Source organism: Flavobacterium daejeonense DSM 17708 (assembly GCF_000425425.1).
GTDB classification, from domain to species: Bacteria; Bacteroidota; Bacteroidia; order Flavobacteriales; family Flavobacteriaceae; genus Flavobacterium; species Flavobacterium daejeonense.
In genome coordinates this window covers 18,651-41,082 of record NZ_AUDK01000012.1, presented here as the reverse complement: position 1 = coordinate 41,082, position 22,432 = coordinate 18,651, and the positions used below count along the sequence as shown (strand labels likewise).

Below are 22,432 nucleotides of genomic sequence, written 5' to 3'. Positions count from 1 at the left end.
TTATTCTTGTTTATACTATTTTAAGTTCTTACCAATTATCCGTTCTAAACGAAGAAAGCGGCAATCCGCCGGTACTGAAAATTTGTGCTTCGGCAAAATCTTTAAATAAATAACGTACAGCAACCGGCTGAGCAACTTTATCCGAAGTCAACACTACCGATTTTCTTCTCACTTCTGCTTTGGCAGGATAAAACACTTTGTTTGCACCCGCAATTTCAAATCCAGTTACATCTTTTCCATTTGCAGTAATACCATTTGGCGCCTTATCAAAGGAAACGGTTACCGAATTGTCTTTGATTTCCATGGCTTTATATTCCGGACTTTCAAATTCAAATCCGCTTAATCCATAGGTTTTTGTCAAAGCCAAATACCCCAATCGAGTTCCTCCGGCTTCTTTATAAATAGGATGAATATTATTTTCTTCACCAATATCCATCAAAACAGCCATTCCGGAATTTGGAATTTCTTTGGAAGCCTGCAATTGTGCCTCACGCAAATAAGCCGAATTGTATTCTTCTTTGTTATCTTTTGGATGAAATTGTGCATAATTAAAGGGGGCTATCTGACAATAATAGAAAGGAAAATCGCCCTGATTCCAAAGTCCGCGCCAGCTGCTCACCATTTTCTTCATCAATTCTTTGTATTGTGCTGCACGCTCATAATTGGATTCTCCCTGATACCAGATACATCCCTTGATTCCGTAACCAATTACCGGAGAAAGCATCCCATTGAACAAAGTAGTAGCTACACGGTTGGGATCCTTGGCTAAATCTTCTTGTTTGGTTGGAATTTTAGCACTCGTAAAATCTCTCAACATTTCCTGATTCATCCAGGCTTCCATACTCGAACCTCCATAAGAAACATGGATTAATCCTACTGGAACTTGCAAAACCTCCTGCAACAAGGAACCAAAATACCAAGCTGTGGCACTAAAATCACCCGTAGCTTGAGGAGCTGCCGCATTCCATTTACCCACGAAATCTTCATTAGGCGTCAAAACTGTGGCTCTTGGAACCGTAATAAATCGTATTTGATTATTGGCAGAATGAACTATTGCCTCATTTCCTTTGTAAACAGGCTGTCCCGGAAAGCCTTTCAACGGCATTTCCATATTGGACTGACCGGAGCACAACCAAACTTCCCCAATCAAGATATTTTTAATTGTTTTCGTTTCCGCATAATCCGAAATTTTAATTTCATAAGGACCGCCCGCAATCGGAGTTTGCAATGCAATTTTCCATTTTCCGTCTTTATCCGCTTTTACTTCATAGGTTTTTGCATCCCATGAAGTTTGGATTTTCAGACTTTGATTTTTGTCTGCCCAACCCCAAATAGGAGCGCTGCTTTGTTGCTGCAACATCATATTATCGGAAAACAAAGCCGGTAATTTAATCGCTGCCTTCATTTGGAAACTTCCAACAAGACATAAAATTGCAACAATTGAATTTCTGAGATTTTTCATATTTCTAATTTATTTTGCCACAGATTAAAAAGATTTATTGGATTTTATAAAACAAAATCTGCGTTTATCTGCAAAATCTGCGTGCCCATTAATTTCCTTTTTTATTTCTAAATTTCAAATCATCGGGTTAAAACCCTTTAGATTATGTACTATTTCTTTATTTCTAATATCACCGGACCTAACAAACCTGCTGGTAACAAATTTTCACTTTCCACCAATCGGTAGCGGGCAGTTGTCCAGGTTAATCGCTCATTTTCTGGCAATTTTTGGTCACCAATTAAACGATTTGCCCAGGTATTCGTTACTTTAATAACAATGGTATTCTTTCCTTTTTTCAAAGCTTTCGAAATATTACATCGATACGGGAAAGTCCAAATCGTTCCACAATCTATTCCGTTTACGCTCACTTCGGCCAAATTGGCTATTGAACCCAAATTGATATAAACCGGCTCTTTGCTATTTTGTTTCCAAACAAATTCTTTTTCATAAACCGCAGTCCCCGAATAATATTTAATACTTTCATTCTCCGAAGAGCTCCAATCAAAAAGTTTGCTGATTCGTAAGGCTTTTTCTGGCCCTTTATAAGCCGGATCAAATTGCAATTTCCAATTTTCATCCAAAGTTTGATCCCTTTTGAAAGTCACAATATTCGAAGCTTTTGATTCTTTACTTTGAATGGTTTTTTCTTTGAAAATTACAAAACAGGATTCATTTTTGTCCAATTCTAATGGAATAATCGTCCTTCCGTTTAGTCTTTTCCATTCATTCAATACTGTCGTTTCATCCGTCACCGGATTGTACAATTGTGGAATTTTTCCGCTTTCGCGAAAGGAAAAAGTAAGCATTCGCTTTTTTTCCAACTGATTGGAAATAAAATAAATTTCTTCCTCGCCACTTCTGCGGTGCGTCCAGGCAATCGAACCTCTGTCACTATCGATTTTATCTTCAAATAATAGATCTGCAGTGATGCCAATTTTGGAAAAATCAGCATCCATAAAAGGTAGCCGGATAAGGGTTCCCTTTCCTAATTTCCAAGAACCTGACACCGTATTTTTTGCATTAGACCATAATTCATCTACGACCACCTGCCATTTTTTGGCTTCTTCAGCAGTTTGAAAACTTGGAGCTGCAATCGGTTTTTTATCAATAAAAAGGGTCGCTCCTTCTTTGACCAAAGCCAACATTTTTTCGGCTACAGCCAAAGAAATAATTTTGTTCGGAGCCATTCTTCTGCTTCCCGGGAACAGCAATGCACCATATTCAATTCCGGCATCAAAGCTCACTTTTCCGTTTATCACTTTTGCTTTCCGTAAAAAAACATCGGCGTTGAACGAATCGTATTGGTAGCCATTCATCGGATTCACCCATTGGGACAAATCGGTATTATTTTTTGAGTAACTTACTTCTTTTGGCATTTTGGCATCGGGCTGCCCCTCATTTGCCAATCGGATTTTTTCACTGGCAATTCTATCTTCACCAAAAACATGAGGCACAAAAGGAAACAAACGATCCGGCACCAAAGAACGGGAAGGCAAATCTTCGCCAATAAAAACAGCCAAATCCACTACGGGTTTACCTTTTTGCAATTGAAATTGTACACGCTGTGCATAATCAAACCAAGCCTTTCCGGGTTTCCACCAAGTTTGATCCCTTTGGAAAAACGAACCAATATCGTCCAAAGTCATTCCCGGTTTTCGATCCAACCACGGATTATGTACAAAAACATGGTAGAAAAAACGGTTGATTCCCAAGGCATAATTTCGGTCGGCAATGACTTTTAAATTCCCCGGATGCTCATCCCAATCCATTCGCAAAGCGGTAAAAGCTTCGGCTTGAATAATATCTTTTCCATAAATATGTCCGCCCGAAATCGCATCCAACATATCAAATGGTTTATCATGCGTAGGGCTTTTTAACCAAAATTCCCCACTAGGATAATCCACATATTGAAAATGCAATAAGGCATCGCTCATCATGGTTGGCGCCACATTTTCGGAACTGAATTTTACCTTGGCTTCTTTGGCAATCTGGGCAACTGTCCCGTAGAAATTCTCAGCTACCAATTCGGCGATAGTTTTTCGAACATCATACAAAAGCTTTTCAGAAGTATCCACATTTTCAACAGGAATTCCGGCCATAACCGGCAAATAGTCTACAATATCGTAACCTCTTCTTTTCTTGAATTCGCTTTGAAAAATGGAAGACCAATTTTGGCTGCCACATTCCCAGCTGTCCAAATGTAAAATTTGCAAAACTCTCGAAGCCAAATCTGGACCTGCAATTCGAATTGCTTCTCCAAACCAATGGTCGAGCTGAAAACGAATCAGTTCTGGATGGAATTTATCCACTTCCAAACCTTTTCCGGCACCTCCAGTCGCATTTTCATGTCCGGTAGAAGTATGTCCCATACGGATAATTTTCCATTTCCCTTTTGGTGCTTTCCAATTCAAATTACCATTGGCATCTACAAATTGACTCACATTGATAATTGAAGCTTTGGGAAAAGCATCTGGAATTTCATCGGTGGTTGTTGCTGGACTCAAACGCCATATTGCCCCTGATTTCCCTTCGTAATTTCCAATTGTTGCCTGATTGGAAAGTGTAATTTTACTTACTTTCAAGCTGCTTTGCTTCCATTTGGCAAAATCCAAATCTTCGGCTCCTGGCTCAGTTCCAGCCGGATCAAAAACAAATCGGAAATATTTGGCTGAAATAGCTTTGATAGTAGCTGTGGTTCCATAATCGGTGTTTTGCCAGCCTTGTCGAGGTGGATGTAATCTTTGATGAAAAGTAAAATTCACCCCATCATTGCTGGTCTCCACAATCAATCGTTGTGCTTGAAAATCCAATCCTTTGGTTTGAATATTTATATTTCGACACAAAAAAGGCTTTTCAAATTCGTATAAAATCCAGCCTTTTTCACTTATTTTCAAATTACCATCAAGTGTTGGATTGACCAAAAAATCTGCATTTTCACCGTTGGAAGTTATGACTTTTGGAAGTAAGACTTTCGAATTTTGTTCCCAATCTTTTATCGGAATCGCAAAAGTGGCAATGTCTTTATAATAATCTTTGTAATGTTCCGGCACAGCCAATTGCGTCGCTATCTTTTTACCTCCGGTAAATTCAATAGTGGACCAAACTACTTTTTGCATTGACATTTCGGGAGTAATCCAAGGACCTCCAGCCACCGCAAAACCATCGGCTGCGTGAAAGGCCAATTTTACGCCTAAACGATCAGCTTCTACAAAAGCCCATTTGACCATATCCCAAAATTCAGGACTCAATTGCAAAACTGGCGGACTGATGAGTGGCGGTTCGGCAGGTCCTTTAATCGTCATCAAATATGCCCCTTCTATCCCCACTTGTTTCATGGCTTCCAAATCGGCCGTGATTCCTTCCTTGGAATAGGCGGCTTTCATCCAATACCAATATACCCAAGGCTTTGAGGATTCAATTGTAGGCTGAAAAGCCGAGTTCTCTTTTAGACGAACTTCCTGTGCGGAAAGCATTCCCGAAAGAAGTAAAATAAGAAAGAAGTATTTTTTATTAAACATTATTGTTGTTTTTCTAATGTATCATTTTAAAAATCAGCTAAATCTGCGTGAAAAAAATTTGCACGCAGATTTGACAGATTTTCGCTGATCCTGCAAGGTCTCTTTTGACCTTGCAGATATAAACTATTATTTAAAATACCTACAAGGTTTTGAAAACCTTGCAGAATTAAAACATTCTTAAATTTAATAATTGAACTTTTTTAAATTAGATTCCAATTCGTTTTTGGAACCTGTAAAAGGAATCAAATAAAAACTATAATTATAATCACCCGAAGGGATTTGATATTTTTCTAAAGGAGCTGCCACCGGCGACCAACTGTCATTTCCGCCAACGCCCATTTGTTTTAAATCAATATTTACTGTCAAAAACCCTGGATTTACCAAGTCGCAGGTATGTTTGGCATCATCCAAATTTTGTTGGGTGTAAGGCCAAGCGCTCATATTCAAGTTTTGCTTTTCTTTCACAACTAGCAAGCCAGAATTCTTTATTGGCGTTGTAAATGCCATCCAGCGCACCTCCGTTCTATTGGCATTTTCCTGAGGCATGACATAAGGCTCAATGAATTTGTCAATTGGCAACGAATATTCCCCAACGGTAAACCCAAAACTACGATCGCAATAATTCTCCATTTCGCCCTTTCCGTACCATGAAATTTGGTCAAAATCATTATTGATACCCATTTGCATTCCAATACGTGGAATATTTGGCAGTTTGGAACTGGCTTTCAACTGATAATCTGCTTTTATCATTCCGTTTGGATGAATGTTGTACACCACTTTTACCGCTGCACTATCCTTAATTATTTCGTAATCACTCGTGATTTTTATTTCAGCAGCGGATTGTTCCATTTTTATATTTTTCAACATTGGCTTAGCCGAAAACCACTGTTTTAAAATTTTATGAGGTTTCCAGCCTTTGCGGTCATTATCGGTTAAGGCACGAGTGAAATTAGGCAACAAAGCTGCTTTTATTTGTTCTTTACCTTTCAAAAGATAAGAATCTAAAGCACCATTCATTTTATTGATTTTGATGCTAAAATCCGTTCCGCTGACTATATAATCGTCATTGGTTTCTGCCAAATTGCTTTTTTGTTTGGCTTCCGCCAAAGTAACATCGGTTTTCTTTTGCAACAAAAATTGGTCGGTTGCCACCGCATAGCCTTTTGAAGCCCAAAATTCGTCTTTGGCCAATTGAAATTCGATATTCAAGAAATACTCCGAATCTTTTTTCATCTTCGGAAGGTATTTGTTTACATCTAATACAAAATCAGTTCCAGCCGGAATATCCATTGGTTTTAAAACCACTTGTTTAACAACATTTCCATTTTCCAACACCTTCAAAACCGGAATAAAATCACTTAAATTTTGGACTGTTTGTCGGTTATGAATCCTTAATTTATTATCGGAACTCAAACTAGAGGTAGCGGGTTGATAAATCCATTTGTTTTCGTACATGGCAGCTTTTGGTCTTCCGTCCGGAGCAACCATACCGTTGATATTGAAATTGCCATCGTGTTTTTTCTCACCAAAATCACCACCGTAACCAAAATATTCCTGACCTGTTTTGACATCTTTTCGAAGCAATCCCTGATCTTTCAAATCCCAAATACATCCTCCAATCACGCGGGGAGTTGAACGAAATTCATCCCACATTTCTTTTAAATTTCCGGTTGAATTTCCCATAGAGTGCGCATACTCTACAAACAAAATTGGGCGAGTATCCTTCTTTTGGTCAACCAAAAACTTAGGCGTAAAAACTCCCGGATAAAAACGGCTTACGATATCTACATAAGGCTCGTCCTGAGGATTTTCAAAACGATGCGAATGATCTACCGTTTTAGGATAACGAGAATCCAAAGGGTCGATATAGCCGTTTAATCGTGGATTACCTTGCGCCGGTTCATAATGTACAGGTCTTGTAATATCGTAATCATGAGTCCAGGCAGCCATTGCAGCGTGATTAGGACCTTTACCGGCTTCGTTACCCAAACTCCACATTACAATACTCGGATGATTTTTGTCACGATGTATCATGCGGGTCATACGTTCCAAATAGGCAGCTGTCCATTGCTGGTCGTTACTCAAATGTCCGCCTAAACCATGTGTTTCCAGATTGGCTTCGTCCATGACCATTAGGCCATATTTATCGCATAAATCGTAGAAATATGGATCGTCCGGAAAATGACTTGTACGCACAAAATTAAAATTGAACTTTTTCATCAATTTTACATCCTCTTCCAAATCCTGATGATTCACTGCCTCTCCTCTTTCAGGATGATGACCGTGATGATTCACTCCGTACACATAAGTTTCCTTGCCATTGATGAGCATTTTTCCATTTTCTTTGGAAAATTCAATCGATCGAAAGCCCAACTTACAGCTTTTTACTTCACTAATACTTCCATCAGGATTTTTTAGCGTCATGACCAAGGTGTACAGATTTGGTTTTTCGGCACTCCATTTCAATGGATTTTTAATCGTTTCCTGGAAGAATCCAAAACGCACCTTATCCAAACGTGGCGAAACTTCTTCAATAATCTCAGAAGCTTTTCGAACTAAGGCTTTTTCAAATAAAGGTTTGTTTTGCGCATCATATAATTGTACTTCAAAAGTTTGATCTTTAACAACTTCTCCCGTCAAATTATCTAATCTAGGACGCAATTGAAAAAGTGCATCCTGATAGTTTTTGTCTAACTTGGTTTGGTAAAAGAAATCGGCAATGCGTAATTTTGGCTCAGCCATAAGATACACTTCACGCTGAATTCCGCTTAAACGCCAATGGTCCTGATCTTCTAAATAAGAACCATCACTGTAACGTAAAACGCGAACTGATAAAACATTTTCTCCTTTTTTGAGATAAGATGTAATGTTGAATTCAGATGAATTAAAACTATCCTGACCGTAACCTACAAAATCACCATTAATCCAAACCTGAAATGCTGAACTTACCCCTCCGAAATGAAGGCTAACGGTCATTCCATTCCAGTTTTCAGGAACCGTAAATTTTCGTTGGTAAGAACCAACAGGATTATCATCCTGAGGTACAAACGGTGGATTGACCGGTCGGAAAGAATAAACCGCACTTTTGTAAATCGCCATTCCGTAACCTTTCATTTCCCAATTAGAAGGCACTTCTATTTTGTCCCAGCCTTTTACTTCATTTTTATAAAAATCCTGCGGTGCTTCCTGAAGGTTATTGGCAAATTTAAAATCCCATTCGCCATTCAGCATTTTAATTCGGCTTTTTTCACGTTTTCCTTCCAAAGCATCGGCCACTGTGGCATACGAATAGGCAGTTGCCCGAGCCGGTTCCCGATTAATGCTGGTAATCATTGGATTTTCCCAGGGATTAAAAGCATACTTTTGAGGGATTCTCGGAATTCCTGCTGGTTCACCTGTAACCAGTTGGGCATGGCTAATTAAAGGAAGTATTAAGAATAAAGTATTAATTATTAAGCTTTTCGAATCAATACACATTGATTTTAAAAACCTTTCAATCCACCGTTTACTACTTAAATTCTCTTGAACAAAATTGATCATCTTATTTTTTTCTAACTTTAAACTGATACTGCTACTGAATACTGAAGACTTTATTTCTTCTTTTTTTCAGGCGGAGCCACAAAATGCACTTCGCTTTTTCCTAAATCTTTCGAAGTAGCCACGGCAATCCCGCGTTGTTCTGCTTTATTAACAGCGCAATAAAAATGATAGACTACGCCATCGTGTTTTACCACAAAAGACTTATGGGCAAACATATTATCATACGGTTCCGAAGATTCAATCAAATTAGCACCTTTCCATTCTTTCCAGTTTACCAAATCATTTGAAACCGCAAAACGGTTGAATGCGCCCTGATCCCAACCCGTCCAGAAAGCTCCAAAATAGAACATCACCCAGGTATCATTAATTCGTTGAATAAAAGCATCACCCGTAATTCCTCTGTGGTGATTTAATAATGCTTTTTTACCGTAACGTTTCCAGTTTACCATATCGTTAGAAACAGCCATACCAATACGTTCTGCGCCTTTAGCCGGATTGATACTATCGCCACGGGCATTATAATACATAATAAATTTATTTCCGGTAATACGTTCTTTGTCTTCAATCACCGAGTTCTTGTACATTGTACTGTTGTCCCAAAAACTAACATCAGTATCCTTTGGAGTTAAAACCGGTTTTGGCAAACGCTTAAATTCATGTGGTCTAGTAGGTGATTCTTTGGTATAAGCCATCCCAATTGATAAAACTCCGGCTTCATAACCCGTAGTATTTCCACCAAAATAACTCATCCAGTATTTGCCATCATATTTTTTCCACTCATATGAACCGCCCCAGCTGTAATCTTGCAAAGCAATATAACCTGCTTTTTGATTGACATCCCATTCACTTTCATCCTTCGAAAAAGACATTACTTTTCCTAAATGTTTCCAGTTTAATAAATCATTACTCTCGGCAAGCCAGGTTTCATAACCTCTTCCGTCGTAAATCAGATAGGTCATAAACCATTTTCCATCTTTACGAAAAACCGAAGGACAGTCCATTTTATACGAATTATCCGTTGGCACCATCACCAAACCGTATTTGTAAGGTGTTTTGATTTCGTTATAAATCTCATTCATTACCGCATCGGTGATATCACGCTTCTTGTAATGTGTGGCACAGCTTACTGTAGCTAAAGCTACAATTCCTGTTAGGAGATTTTTAATTGTGTTTTTCATTTTATAAATTTTATTAGGCCACGGATGGCACTGATTTTACAGATTCCCACGGATTTATTTTTTTTTTGCCACAGATCAAAAGATTATCCCAGATTTATTTTTAAATTTAAATCTGTGCCAATCTGTTTCATCCGTATAATCAGTGGCCTATTACTATTTATTTCAACTCTTTCAATCGTTGCTCCATCACCTCCCGATTCAACTTTACTTTAACCATTCCGGTAGGATGAAAACGCTTTTTCAAGTCGATGGCATTGTACACAATCGTATACACATCGTTTCCTTCGGGAATCAAACAAAGCGGTGTTCGCATAATATCCCACCATTTGTCGACTTTGGTTTCAATAGGCCAATAATGTGCTTCTGACCAGTTAATTCCGTCTTTAGAAAGTGTATAGCCCATCATATTTGGCAAATGATGCCCCCAACCTTCGGGACCTCCATCAAAAACAGCGATGTACAAGCCGTTTGGCAACTGACTCACAATTGGATTTTCGACAAACATGGGATGAATGGATTTTATCGGTTCCAAACCTTTGTTTAATCGTGTCCAGGGTCCTTCTAAACTTTTTGATTCAGCCAAAGCCACAAACCAACCTTTTCCGGATTTTTTAGGATAATCTTTCCAGCTTTCAAAAGGATAAGCACCGCTGTAAAAACCGTAATATTTATCGCCTACTTGATACGGAAAAAAGGAAGCAACACCTTGACGACCTTCCCAAGGTTGAGAATCCAATCCTGGTTCCATGATAATTCCAATGTCTTTGTACGGACCGGCAATGCCGTTGATTCCTGCTACAGTAGATTCGCATCTCCAGATACGTCCGAAAGAATGATTGGGTTGAATTTCTTTGTGAACGGTATAGGCCAAATAATAGCCGTACCATTTATTTTCTTTTTCGTTAAAAACCGGCATATACGACCAAATTGCTCCACGACGATCGTTCATTGGATTATCATCTTCAGTAATGGCATACGTTCCGCTGGCCTGCAAAATGGTTGATTCTCTTTTCCAATGAATCGCATCTTTACTTGTCCAGTGACCAATTTTGGTTTTCACACGGTCGTAATACATTTCGACTCCTTTTTCACCGGCTCTTTCCGTTGGAAACATATGATAAGTATCGCCAACTTTTACCACACGACCGCCTTCAAAACCGCCCTGAATCCCTTCAGTTCCCGGAAAACCTTCGTCAATAACCGGTTTATTTTCTCCACCGATAATTTCAAACAAAGGTTTTTCATCCGAAAATCCTTCGATGATATACGTTGGATTCCATAATCTTCCGTCTAATTTTTCGGCATTTCGTGCTTCCAAAGCCTGCTTCACTTTAACCACACCCAAAACCGAAAAAAGTCCTTTAGCATCAGGTAAAATCGTGTGCGTCCCTTTTTCGAACGAAAGCGCATGCACATTAACCGGCGGCAATCCGGTAATTGTAACTCCGTTTTGCAACAACAAAGTAGCTTTGTAAGGCGAATTGTCTAATTGTAAAAATTGTTCGCTTTTTTCCTGAAAAATCCCCACCAACAACACCGATTTTTCTTTGAACTTCAATTTCAAAGGAGCATTCGTTCCATTTTTATATAAATCTAATGGAATTTCAACACCTGTTAAACCTTCCAATTCCGGAGCCAAACCGACAATATTGTGTTTACTTCCCGAAAAAACATGAGCGTATTGTGTTGTTTTAAAAGTTTTATATTTCGATTTTACGACTTCGAAAGAAGCAGCTTCCCAATTGTTTTTTTGCGCATTTGCTTGAATACATAACAGAAACAGTGCAACAAATGCGGTTTTTATTTTTGAATTAAAATAATATTTCATTTTGTTTGAAAACATAATTTTTTCTTTTTAAGCAACAGTTTTTCTACGATTTTGTCATTCCGACGAAGGAGGAATCTCCTAACAATTACAAAAAACTTGACTATGCAAGTGTGATTGCCGCGCTATCGCTCGCAATGACTAAATTGCTTTGTAACTAATTTGATAGCTTACATTTGGTTTAACCGTTAATTGATATTTGTTCTTCCCTAACACAACAATCGTTCCCGAATTGGTTTTTGGTTTTGATTTACTTTCGATAATCAATTTTCCTTCGCCTTCAGCCGCTTTCACTTTGATTTCAGATTTACTTATGAACAATGAAACTTCTCCTTTTGGTGTAGGCACTTTTCCTTCCATCCATTGTAATCCGCCCAAATTAGGTTTGATTTCGTATTGAGCATATCCGGGAGCAGTAGGTTTTACACCCAAATAATATTTCCCTAACAAATAAATCGGGCTGGAACCCCAGGCATGGCAAAGACTTTTTCCATAAGGACGACCGTACATTTCTAAATGTGCTGCCCCTTTTTTATTTGGGTTGTATTCTTCCCAGAAAGAGGTTGCGCCCTCTTTTAGCATACCTCCCCAATAGTCTTTCATTTCTTTCAATACATAATCCTGTTCGCCCATAGCACATAAGGCTTCCAACTCGTAAAAACGCATGTATGGCGTGGTGATTTGAAGAATATTGTCATTCAACAAGACTTTATTTTTAATACTTTGTTTTTGTTCTTCCGTAAAATAATTAAAGAAAATCCCAAACATATTGGCGTATCGGGTAACAATATCCTGCATTTTACCATCAATACGCTGGTGTTTCATGACGTTCTCTTTTTTATCCCAAAACACATCGAATAGTTTGGTTTTTAAATCGGCGGCTAATTTTTCATACTGTTTTTGGTCTTCATTTTGACCTGCAATTTTAGCACTCACCGCCATAGCTTCCAGACTTCTGGCTAGAAGCATTTGTTCAAAACTCACCTCGCCCGTTTTTGGTAATCCGTTTGCCCAGTCAATAAAAACCCAGTCTCCTTCTAAAGGTTCGAGGAATCCGTTTTTGTTTCTTCTTTCCAAGCAAAATTCCATCAGCGATTTCATTCTTGGGTAAAAAGTTTTGATAAATTTCGTATCGCCGGTATGCAAATAATAATCGTAAACACCTACAAACCAATACAGAGAATAATCCATAATGATATTAATATGAGCCGTCACAGGCTCCTTGCCACGAAGTGCCAAAAGCGTTCTTTCTACCGAAGCCGAATCAAAGAACAAATAATAATTCATTAAATAACTTTGATACGCATCACCGGACCAAACCCAGCGATCGCGCTTGATCCCGTCTATAAAAAATTCGCGGGATGTTAAATGCATCGTATAAGCCGACACATCCCAAATTTTATTCAATTCCTGGTCGGAAGATTTGAAAGCACCTCGATATTCTAACGGCAAATATTCGTAATCCATCGAAATGGAATCGTATTGCACCGATGGATCTGCAACCACCTGAACATAACGGAATGCTTTGGATCCATTATGCGTGTAAGTTTCCGCCTGTTTTCCGTCAAAAGACAAATGGTCTAAGGTTTCACATTTGGCAGTATCCAGAGCTTCCTCACGAGACTCACCATAATACAATGCTATTTTACCTTTACCTTTTAAACCGTGAATTTTGATGTAACCAAAGGTTTCTTTGCCAAAATCCACCAACTTCCCAGCGCCAATTTTTTCTGTTTTTTTGGCAAACCAAGGTGTCGTTGTTAATTTAAAACCAGAAGGCTTATTTTCAGGCGCATCAAAATTCCAGGAACCCACAGGCACCCAAGGCGTTCCCGATTGCTGTGCTTTTCCATTTTCATCAATCCACAATTTATCTTCATTCGTCACAATCCAAGAAGCGTCAGATTTTACATATTTACCCGCAATATAAATAGCCGGCAACACTTCCTGATTATATACTTTAAAAGAAATTTTGTGTTTGCCGGCAGGAATTTTTAAAGATTTTGGCTGGCCATAAATTTGCACTCCATCCAAAAGCAATTGAAAAGGACCTTCAGTGAAGATTTTCACCTCATCGGCTTCCGGAATATCTACTTCTGTTTGAAAAGTTACCAAAGCATACGGACTATAATATTGCCAAAGCGGTGGAAATACGGCTTCGCGTTCGGTACGTCTTACCTGCATTTTATTGCTTAACCAAATTTCAAAATCACCCGGATACCAGATCCAGGTGGCTTTATTTTCTTTGGATTGCGTTTGTGCATTAAGATTATTAAAAGAAAATAGAATAACCAGAATAAACAATGTTATTAATGTTCTAAAAATTAAAAATTGATGTTTCATATAAGGTTATTGTTTAATATTTTATTGCTTTTTTCAAAATACATTAATTGTGTTTCACCACATATTCTTTTTTATTCTCTAATTTTTCACTTCCATTTTGAGTCAAAAAAATAGGATTAACAGCCACTAAATTCCCTCTAAATTCTTCCGTATCAGCTTCATGATAATAAATATCAAAAGTAAGACTATAACGTCCTCCATTAGATTTGTCCATAAGACCTAAATAATCATGAGAATTGATATTTTGTCCCACTTTAACAGCAATTGAATTTTCTTCTATCCCTGAATATGATGCGAAAGTACCATCCGAATGTTCTACAACAATTTCTTTTACCGCTACTTTTTTAGTCTCTTGAGCTGTCTCGTCTTTATCAAATCTTGTTAAAGTTCTTAGAAATACAACAACTCCTTTTCTCATTGTAAAAACACTATCTTGATTATTTGAATAAACAATATATTTTTTCCATCTGTCAGGACTTATACCTGGCCTAGTCCCCCAATAAATCTTAACTTTCTTTCCATTTTTAAATGGGAGTTCATAAGTTAAGGCAGAATTTATTTTAGGATTAAGATATCCTTGAGTAACGTTATAACTATAGAAGAAATCAATTTTTTTATTCTTATTTAAGGGTTTTAATTTAAAAAGAAAACCCGAATTGGCAGTTACATTAAATTTGGGAATGCTATCATTTTCTGCATTTTCAAGCTTTGAGAAATTTAAACTTACAATAAAACTTCCTACAGCTCCTTTTTCATAATAAAAGTCAACTGTATTATCAGCATTTTTATTGGCTTTAATATGAAGATTAGGATTTTCTTGTGCATACGAAGTAACCCAAATCACAAATAAAAGCAATAGACTAAACAACTTATTTTTTCCGGAAGCAATAGTGTTTTTCATAATTTATTTAAATTTTAATGACCATTAAAAATAACGTAAAGTGCAATCATTACTAAAGTTAACACCACCCATAACATTTTCACCTGCCTGTCCGGTTTGGCTGCCGGATTGATTTTCAACAACTCCTGATTGTCTTTTTGTCCCGCTTTGTCAGTAATTGTAATCACATAAGCCATTACTGCCAAGGCAACAAAAATGTAAAACGACAACAATAAGAAATGAGGCCAGTGATAGACTCCGTTTGGAAAAACCCATAAGTATAAAACTCCCGTTCCTAAACTGATAACTGTTCCTAAAGTCAGGGTTAAATTGGCTGCTCTTGTGGTGGTTTTGTTCCAAAGTACCCCAAATAAAAATACAACCGACATTGGTGGAGCTATAAATCCTAAAACCGATTGGAAAATATCAAAAAGATTCAATCCTTTGATACTGTCAATAGCCAATGTGATTAAAATGGCCAATAATGAACCAAATAAAGTCACCAATCTTCCTATTTTTACAATCTCTTTGTTAGTCGCATTCGGTTTATGGTTTTTCACATAAACATCCATAGTAAACACTGTACTTAAGGAATTCAAAGCCGAACCAATTGTACTGATTAAAGCGGCAATCAACACCACAATAATCAAACCACGTAATCCAGCCGGAAACAATTGGGTTACCATAGTCATATAAGCCTCATCCGGATTTTTTAAATGCGGAAACAATACAAAACATACAATTCCCGGAAGGATGAACAAAGGCACATCCAATATTTTTAACCAACCGATAAAATTGGCTCCTAATTGTCCCTGTTTTAAATTTTTGGCACCCAAAATAGATTGTACCATCGACTGATCGGTACACCAAAACCAAACTCCCATAATAGGATACCCTAATAAAATGGCCAACCAAGGATAGTTTTTATCGTCTGCCGGTAATAATAAATTCCAATAAGAACCCGGAGTACTATGATAAATATGTTCTAATCCTCCTGCTTTGTTAACCCCCATTATCACCAATAATAACGAAACTCCAATCAGTAATAACATCTGGAAAACATTCGTATAAGCAATAGCTTTTAATCCTCCCGCAGCCGCAAAAAAACCGGATAGTATGACCATCATAATTACGGAAAGATACATCGGTAAATCCAACAATTGTTTCACCAAAACACCTCCGGCAAACAAGGTTAAAGACAGCCACGAAATCAGAATAGTAATCAAAGTGTACCAGGCCAATATATTTCGGGTTGAATCGCCAAAGCGTTTTCCCATAAATTCCGGTAAAGTCAAAACTTTTGCTCCTAAATATCTTGGTGAAAAAACGACAGCCAAAAGCAAAATAAAAATAAAAGCATACCAGGCAAAATTACCGGCTACAATTCCCGTAGTAAATCCTACGCTGGCAGAAGCAATCAGCATCGAAGGCCCCACATTGGTTCCCCACATATTCAATCCGATACTTAACCATCCTAAAGTATTTCCGGCTAAAAAAATACTTTCGTCTTCTGATTTTTTATTTTTTATAAAAGAAATATAATATCCAAAAGCAATCAACACCAAAAGATAGCCTATTACTACTGCATAATCTACTGGTTCTAAAAAACTACTGATTTTACTCATTTTTTATGGGTTTTAAAGTTGAATATCATATTCGCCCAAAACATCGGCAATTTTTACGGGCATTCCGGTTTGTAAAGTCTTGTCCATTGCCTGTAACAAAGCTACGGTTCCAATTCCTTCTTTCATATCCGGATAAGCCGTAAACCCTTGTTCGATACTATCCGCAAAATATTCTAAGTAATTTTGATATTCTCCCCCATGGTGACTTTGCCCCTCAAAACGGAAATAGTATTTTATAGTAGCATCACCCCAGTGAATGATTTTTTCTTCTCCTTCTTTATCGGTCACCGAATAACGCAATTCGTGATAATCAGCCTGACTGGCGCCTTCAGTTCCTCTTAAAATAACGGTCATTCCGCTGTCTCGTTTGGTAGGCTGTGTTGGCGAAGTATAAACACCACTTACGCGGGCAATACGTCCATCAGTAGCTTTGAAAATAAAATGCATCGTATCTTCGTTTTTCAAACCTGCTGTTTTTCCGTTGCTGCTTATCATTCCGTAGCCCATTACTTCTTCGATATTTGGTAAATACCAACGGATGAAATCTACTGGATGACTTAACCCGCCATACAACCATTTGAAAGATTGTAACAAAGACCATTCTTTCTTTAAAAACCAACGGTGATCTGCATGATAATGTGATTCAATGGTAATCAAATCGCCAATAACTCCTGCTTCAAAATCTTTTCTTTGTCTTTTAGCTGGTTCAAAGAAACGAGAACTTTGTCCCACAAAAACTTTTTTTCCTGTTTGCTCACTAATAGCAATTAACTCTTTGGCAGCAGCCAAATCATCAATAAAAGGCTTGGTACAAACTACGTGTTTTCCATGCAATAAAGCCTGTTTTACATGTTCGGCATGTAAATGATCCGGAGTATAAATAGCAATAATATCAATAGCCTCATCCTGCAACAAATTATCATAATTCGTAGTGTAGTGCGGAAAATCAAATTCCTTAGCGCGTTGCTTACACAGTTCTTCATTTCTGTCACACACTTTTACCAATTCTACTTTGCTGCTTTCTATTGCGGCCGACATGGTACTGCGTCCTTCTCCAAGACCTAAAATGGCTATTTTTAACATTGATTATTTAGTTTAATTCGTTTTTAAAACCATTAAGAAATTAAGTTTCATTTATATTTTCTAAACTTAATTTTCTTAATTACTTAATGGTAAAATTTTATGTTCTTACTGTTTATTTTGGCTTTCTATTTTTTCTCTTCTACTTTTTTCAAAAAAATCCAGGTTCCCCCGGCTTTAGCGTCTTCAATTCCGGTTTGGTATTTTTTCATCAAAGCATTCCATTCATCCACACGCGGATTGTTTTCGGTAGTTTTCGGATTTAATTTATCCAAATCTTCTCCTTTTGGAATACTGATGACTAACATCAATTGTCGGCCATTTTTAAAAACCTGCAATTGTTGAAAATCGGCATTACAAAATCCTTTTGCTATTTCCGGCCATTTTTCAAACTGGGTTTTATGATAATCCAAATATTCCTGTTGCATTTTTGGGTTTTCAACCAGATTAGCTGTCAAAACAATATTTTCCCATTCAGAGGCTGGTTTTACTCCCGGACATCTTTCAAAATTTTGAAAATCGTAAACCGGGTTTTCATAAATTTTTATTTGCAAATCAGGGAAAGCCAAAGCCAATTTTCTTTTCGTTCGTTCCGGTTGATTCATCAAACCGTAAATCACCAGATGATTTTCCCATTGGTACAATTCTTCGCCCACGATACGGAAACCTTTGATAGTCGATTTGATTTTGGCTACATCCAAATTCTTCCCTATCACTTCAATCGCAACCGATTTTGGCATTTCCTGTAATCCCCATGCCTCGTCAATTACGACTTCTTTTTTCAAATTGGTATAAGGCGCACGAATTCCGGCATTTTCTTTAATCGAATTGCTCACAAACTGATTGTTATCCTGCCAAATATTTCCTGCAGGACCATTATTGTTTTTCAGGATTTTTTGAATCGGAATCCAATTGTTTTTAATGGTGAAATGCTGAGAACCTTCATCGGTGTACAAATACAACCACAAAAACGGATCGTGTGCATACGGACTGTAATATACCTTGTCAATATAATTCTCCTCAATAAAACTATTTGGCTGAGAAGATAGCGTGTAAATTCCGGCTACATCATGTAAATGTTTGGCATAATGATGGATTTTATTTGCCAAAATTCTGTTGTTTTTCATCACATTTTCGGTATGTGTCCAACCCCAACCCATCGAAATACCACTGTATGCCACATCCGAAATTTCATTGTGTTCAATGGTCAAATCTTTCACAAAACCAGCTGCGATTCCTAAGCATCCCCAATCGTCATTGGCTACATTGGTAATTAGGTTATCGGCAATCAATTCGTTAGAACAAATCTCTCTTTCGTCTTTTACCTGCAAAGGCAAATGCGACTCATAAGCTTCTTCAGAGAAAACGCCTAAACAAATTCCGTTTCCACCAATGTCTTTAAATAAATTTCCCTGAATCGTATTATGATTGGTTCCCTTATTCAAATCCAAACCAGTGGAAGACAAATGCTCAAAACGACATCCCTCAAAAGTATTGTTATGAGCAAAATTCACTTCTACAGCGGCTCTTGGTCGCCCTACCCAACCCTGATTTTCCAAAGAAGCCTGATTAGGCGTTCCCGGAATTTTCAATTTATAAGCATCCAGCAAATACATTCCGGCCTGTAACGGCACATGACCTTGTTGCGACGGACGCAGCCAATTGCTGTACTGGAACGAAATCCCTTTGAATTTTACGTCATGAACCGGTCTGTCGATAGTTCCTTTTATATCTACCAAATTTTCTAAAACCGGCGCTATTACTTTGGCCGAAGCCATATTTTCTCCCTTTCTTGGGATATAGTAAATCTTTGCATTTCTTCGGTCCAAGAACCATTCTCCGGCTTCATTCAGCAAAGATTTAGCATTGTTTAAAAAGAAAGCTGAATTTCCGTTGTTCTTTGAAATCCAGGGTGCCGGCCACGGATGCTCACTTTGAATGCGACTTTCCGGTTTTTCAAATGAAAGTCTCGCGCTGTCTTTAACAACTTCAATATTTTTTATTCTCAAATGAGCAATCGCCCACCATTGTACAATATACATTTCCATCCCCGGTTCATACTTCACCGATTTGTCTTTAAAAGGAATCCAGCAGGTTTCGGTCGTTTTGTCCCAGGACAAAATTCTTTCCATTTTATTTCCGGCAGTACTTTTGGCACGAACAGCTTTTACATCATTCACCCAAAGTTGGCGGTAATTAATCACTTCTCCGGCAATTTGTGGTGCATTGGCTATCCAAACCGTACCAGCTTTCTGTCCGTTGATAACAGTAGTTGATTTTTTCCAGTTTTTAATGGCAATTCCCCCGCTAAAAATTGGATTTGCATTCACATCAGCTTCAATAGTTGTCGGGCTATCTGCAGTTCCGGAATCTTCCGGTCTAACGAATAAAGCTTCATCAAAATAATAAGTTCCGTCTTTGATAATAATATGGATTCCGCCTTTGATAGAAACGTCATTTAGTCGGCGTAATTCTCTGGCTTTTCGCAAAGCCATGTGTACGGTTGCCAGCGGGCTTTCTTTGGTTCCTTCATTGGTATCTTTTCCATTAGTTGCCACCCAAATATCCGCAGCCTGCATGGAAAGAGCAGTAAAAAACAACGCTAAAAAAGCGAATAAACCATATCGATTTTTTAAAAACATATAATGATTTTTTAATTATAAATAAATTTCAAAAACGTCCTAATCCCCAAAACCTTATCATTTTAAGCAAACTCAAAATGTAAACGTTATCATTTTTAAAGTTAAAAAAAAGTCTTCCGACTCTAATACCCTTTAAATAAATAAATTGTAATGGGCAAGTTACCTATTTTTATTCAAAATAAATCATACTTTTAAACAACGGTCGATTTTATAAAAACAGATAATTTTCTAACAAATAAATTTAATAATTATCTTTATACCAATTTAATATAAATTGTTTTATGAATTCCTTTTTGTTACCAAAAAACCTTAGAGAAAAAGATGAGCATGGAAATTACGGAGTTTGGTGGCACGAAAACAATCCCGGACCACTAAAAAAATTGCCTTTCATCAAACAATTTGGCAGCATGAAATTCTCGAAAGTACGCATTGACGACAGCATGCGTCCGCACCTTAATGACGGAATCGAAATTCATTATGTAAACAGTGGAAAATACGACTGGGTTATTGAAGGCAAAGCAATTGAATTGTTTCCCGAAAATTTATCGGTAACGGCTCCCTGGCACGAAAACGGCAGCATTTCAGGGATTATGGATATTGGTCAGATTAACTGGATTATTATCAAACCTCAGGAATTCACAAATGAAAAAGCATTAAACTTTGGAAACTGGAGCAAATTACCTGCAGCATTTCAGGAAAACTTAGGAAAAATGATTGGCGACGCCGATAATTCCGTTATTGAAAAAGCCAGGAATTTCAAGAAATATTTTGATGAACTGCGAAACGAACTGGCTTATCAGGAAGAAGGTTTTGAAATCAAAGTGCAAAATATTCTGGAAAATTTGTTTATCGATTTGCATCGCCAACTTTCGAATAAAATCCATAAAAATCAGGAAAGTGATACTTTCATTGAAAAACTCACCCAATTACTTGAAAGTGATCTAACTAAAAAATGGCACATCGAAGATTTGGCCGCCGTTTTCAACATGGGAAAAACCAAATTCACTTATGAGGTTAAAAAACTTACAGGTTTTCCTCCCAACAGTTTTATCATCAGTTTAAAACTTGAAAAAGCCATTCAATTACTCAAAACCAATCCAAGTATTAGCATGACTGAAATTGCCTTTAGTTGCGGTTTTTCGTCATTACAGCATTTCACTTCTACTTTTTCACAACGCAACGGAATTAGCCCCAGAAAATTTCAACTGCAACAACAGAAAAAAAGGAAATAAAAAAAAAGCCTTTCCGTTAAGAAAGGCTTTGAAATTATAAAGATTCCACCAGCAACCAGGCTTCGGGATTTTCAGAGGCGCGAACTTCATTCTTTACTTTTTGAGCTTCGGCATAAGTTGCAAAACTACCGTAAAGAACCGGATACAAACCATATTTATTTTTTTCTAATCTTCTGGCTTTAAAGCCTGCTTTTGTTAATTGCTTAACCACCTGTTCCGCATTTGCTTCATCTCTAAAAGCACCGGCCACCACGTGATAAGGCATTTTTACTTCTTTAGCTTCTTCTTTATCTGCTTTTACAGAAAGGGTCACCGGAGCCATCGGACTTTTGATAAAAAAAGTCGCTTCCTGAATTTTAGATTCTACTTTCTTTTGAACTGCTTTCTCCACTAAAATCGTTTGCGTTTCAATTTGATTATTGTAAACCGAATAAGCCGCAGTTCCTGCCAAACCTAATCCCAAAATAAAAATAGCCGCATATTTTAAATAAGATTGACCACTTCTTTCTTCCGGAACCAAAGCAATAACTTCTGTTTCCTCAACAGCCGACATGCTTTCTTCAGCAACTTCTCTTTTAACAACCGGAGCAATAAAAGAAGCCAAACCAAAAGAACTCGTTAAATAATTCTTTTGTTCCGACGGCGTAAAAATTAAATTATCAGAAGCATTCAAAACAAAACTACCTACATTTTTAACCGTCAAAGTTCGGTTTTGTTCCAATTCCTTTTTCCAATTCAACACCTCATATTGAATTGCACTAATAGCATATTCATAAGAGGTTTTTTCGGTTCTGGCAATATGATTAGCCAACAAACCGTCATTGTTTTTAATATTGGTATTGAAAGAAATTAATTTTTTAGGCGGATAAAAAGAATTTGCGCTCTCAACCCACTGTGCCGATTGGATTTCGGTCAAAAAAGCACCAAACCCAGGAATGGTAACACATTGGTAACGATATAATAGCTGGCTTATGTAGTGTTCTATATTCATACATACAAAGTTAAACATCCAATATAGTTATCAAAATTTTATTCACAATTTTTATTAACAATTCCAGCGAAAATTTA

Annotated in this window: 12 protein-coding genes; 1 reads left to right on the top strand and 11 read right to left on the bottom strand. The window is 37.4% G+C overall.

The window, feature by feature from the left end; genetic code table 11:
• Window positions 1-28 precede the first annotated feature (28 nt).
• From H599_RS0109740 to H599_RS0109695, 10 genes are all read right to left on the bottom strand, one after another.
• Window positions 29-1,462 carry a sialate O-acetylesterase gene (locus H599_RS0109740; RefSeq protein ID WP_035141412.1) on the bottom strand — a complete coding sequence of 478 codons (1,434 nt, stop codon included), beginning with the start codon at window positions 1,460-1,462 and terminating at the stop codon, window positions 29-31.
• Window positions 1,463-1,611: 149 nt separating this feature from the next.
• Window positions 1,612-5,019, bottom strand: coding sequence for a glycosyl hydrolase (locus H599_RS0109735; RefSeq protein WP_026713964.1), 3,408 nt, complete (start codon window positions 5,017-5,019; stop codon window positions 1,612-1,614).
• A gap of 183 nt (window positions 5,020-5,202) precedes the next feature.
• On the bottom strand, window positions 5,203-8,496 hold the full coding sequence (locus H599_RS0109730; RefSeq protein ID WP_051590697.1) for a glycoside hydrolase family 2 TIM barrel-domain containing protein: 3,294 nt from the start codon (window positions 8,494-8,496) through the stop codon (window positions 5,203-5,205).
• A gap of 113 nt (window positions 8,497-8,609) precedes the next feature.
• A complete protein-coding gene (locus H599_RS0109725) occupies window positions 8,610-9,737 on the bottom strand; it encodes a glycoside hydrolase family protein (RefSeq protein ID WP_026713962.1) in 1,128 nt (375 codons plus the stop codon).
• Between the two features lie 157 nt (window positions 9,738-9,894).
• Window positions 9,895-11,580, bottom strand: a complete 1,686-nt coding sequence (locus tag H599_RS0109720) for a glycoside hydrolase family protein (RefSeq protein WP_026713961.1) — start codon at window positions 11,578-11,580, stop codon at window positions 9,895-9,897.
• Between the two features lie 123 nt (window positions 11,581-11,703).
• Window positions 11,704-13,905, bottom strand: coding sequence for an alpha-L-rhamnosidase-related protein (locus H599_RS0109715; protein ID WP_026713960.1), 2,202 nt, complete (start codon window positions 13,903-13,905; stop codon window positions 11,704-11,706).
• Between the two features lie 43 nt (window positions 13,906-13,948).
• Window positions 13,949-14,806, bottom strand: a complete 858-nt coding sequence (locus tag H599_RS0109710; RefSeq protein WP_026713959.1) for a peptidoglycan DD-metalloendopeptidase family protein — start codon at window positions 14,804-14,806, stop codon at window positions 13,949-13,951.
• 14 nt (window positions 14,807-14,820) lie between these two features.
• Window positions 14,821-16,410, bottom strand: coding sequence for a sodium:solute symporter family transporter (locus tag H599_RS0109705; RefSeq protein ID WP_026713958.1), 1,590 nt, complete (start codon window positions 16,408-16,410; stop codon window positions 14,821-14,823).
• A gap of 12 nt (window positions 16,411-16,422) precedes the next feature.
• A complete protein-coding gene (locus H599_RS0109700; RefSeq protein ID WP_026713957.1) occupies window positions 16,423-17,493 on the bottom strand; it encodes a Gfo/Idh/MocA family protein in 1,071 nt (356 codons plus the stop codon).
• 125 nt (window positions 17,494-17,618) lie between these two features.
• Window positions 17,619-20,132 carry a right-handed parallel beta-helix repeat-containing protein gene (locus tag H599_RS0109695; RefSeq protein WP_026713956.1) on the bottom strand — a complete coding sequence of 838 codons (2,514 nt, stop codon included), beginning with the start codon at window positions 20,130-20,132 and terminating at the stop codon, window positions 17,619-17,621.
• Window positions 20,133-20,413: 281 nt separating this feature from the next.
• On the opposite strand from H599_RS0109695, the gene H599_RS0109690 reads away from it, so the two are divergent.
• A complete protein-coding gene (locus tag H599_RS0109690) occupies window positions 20,414-21,364 on the top strand; it encodes a helix-turn-helix domain-containing protein (protein ID WP_035141409.1) in 951 nt (316 codons plus the stop codon).
• Window positions 21,365-21,398: 34 nt separating this feature from the next.
• On the opposite strand, the gene H599_RS0109685 is transcribed toward H599_RS0109690, so the two are convergent.
• The gene (locus tag H599_RS0109685) at window positions 21,399-22,355 is read right to left on the bottom strand and encodes an HU domain-containing protein (protein ID WP_026713954.1); all 957 of its coding nucleotides are present in this window, start codon (window positions 22,353-22,355) and stop codon (window positions 21,399-21,401) included.
• Window positions 22,356-22,432: the final 77 nt, after the last annotated feature.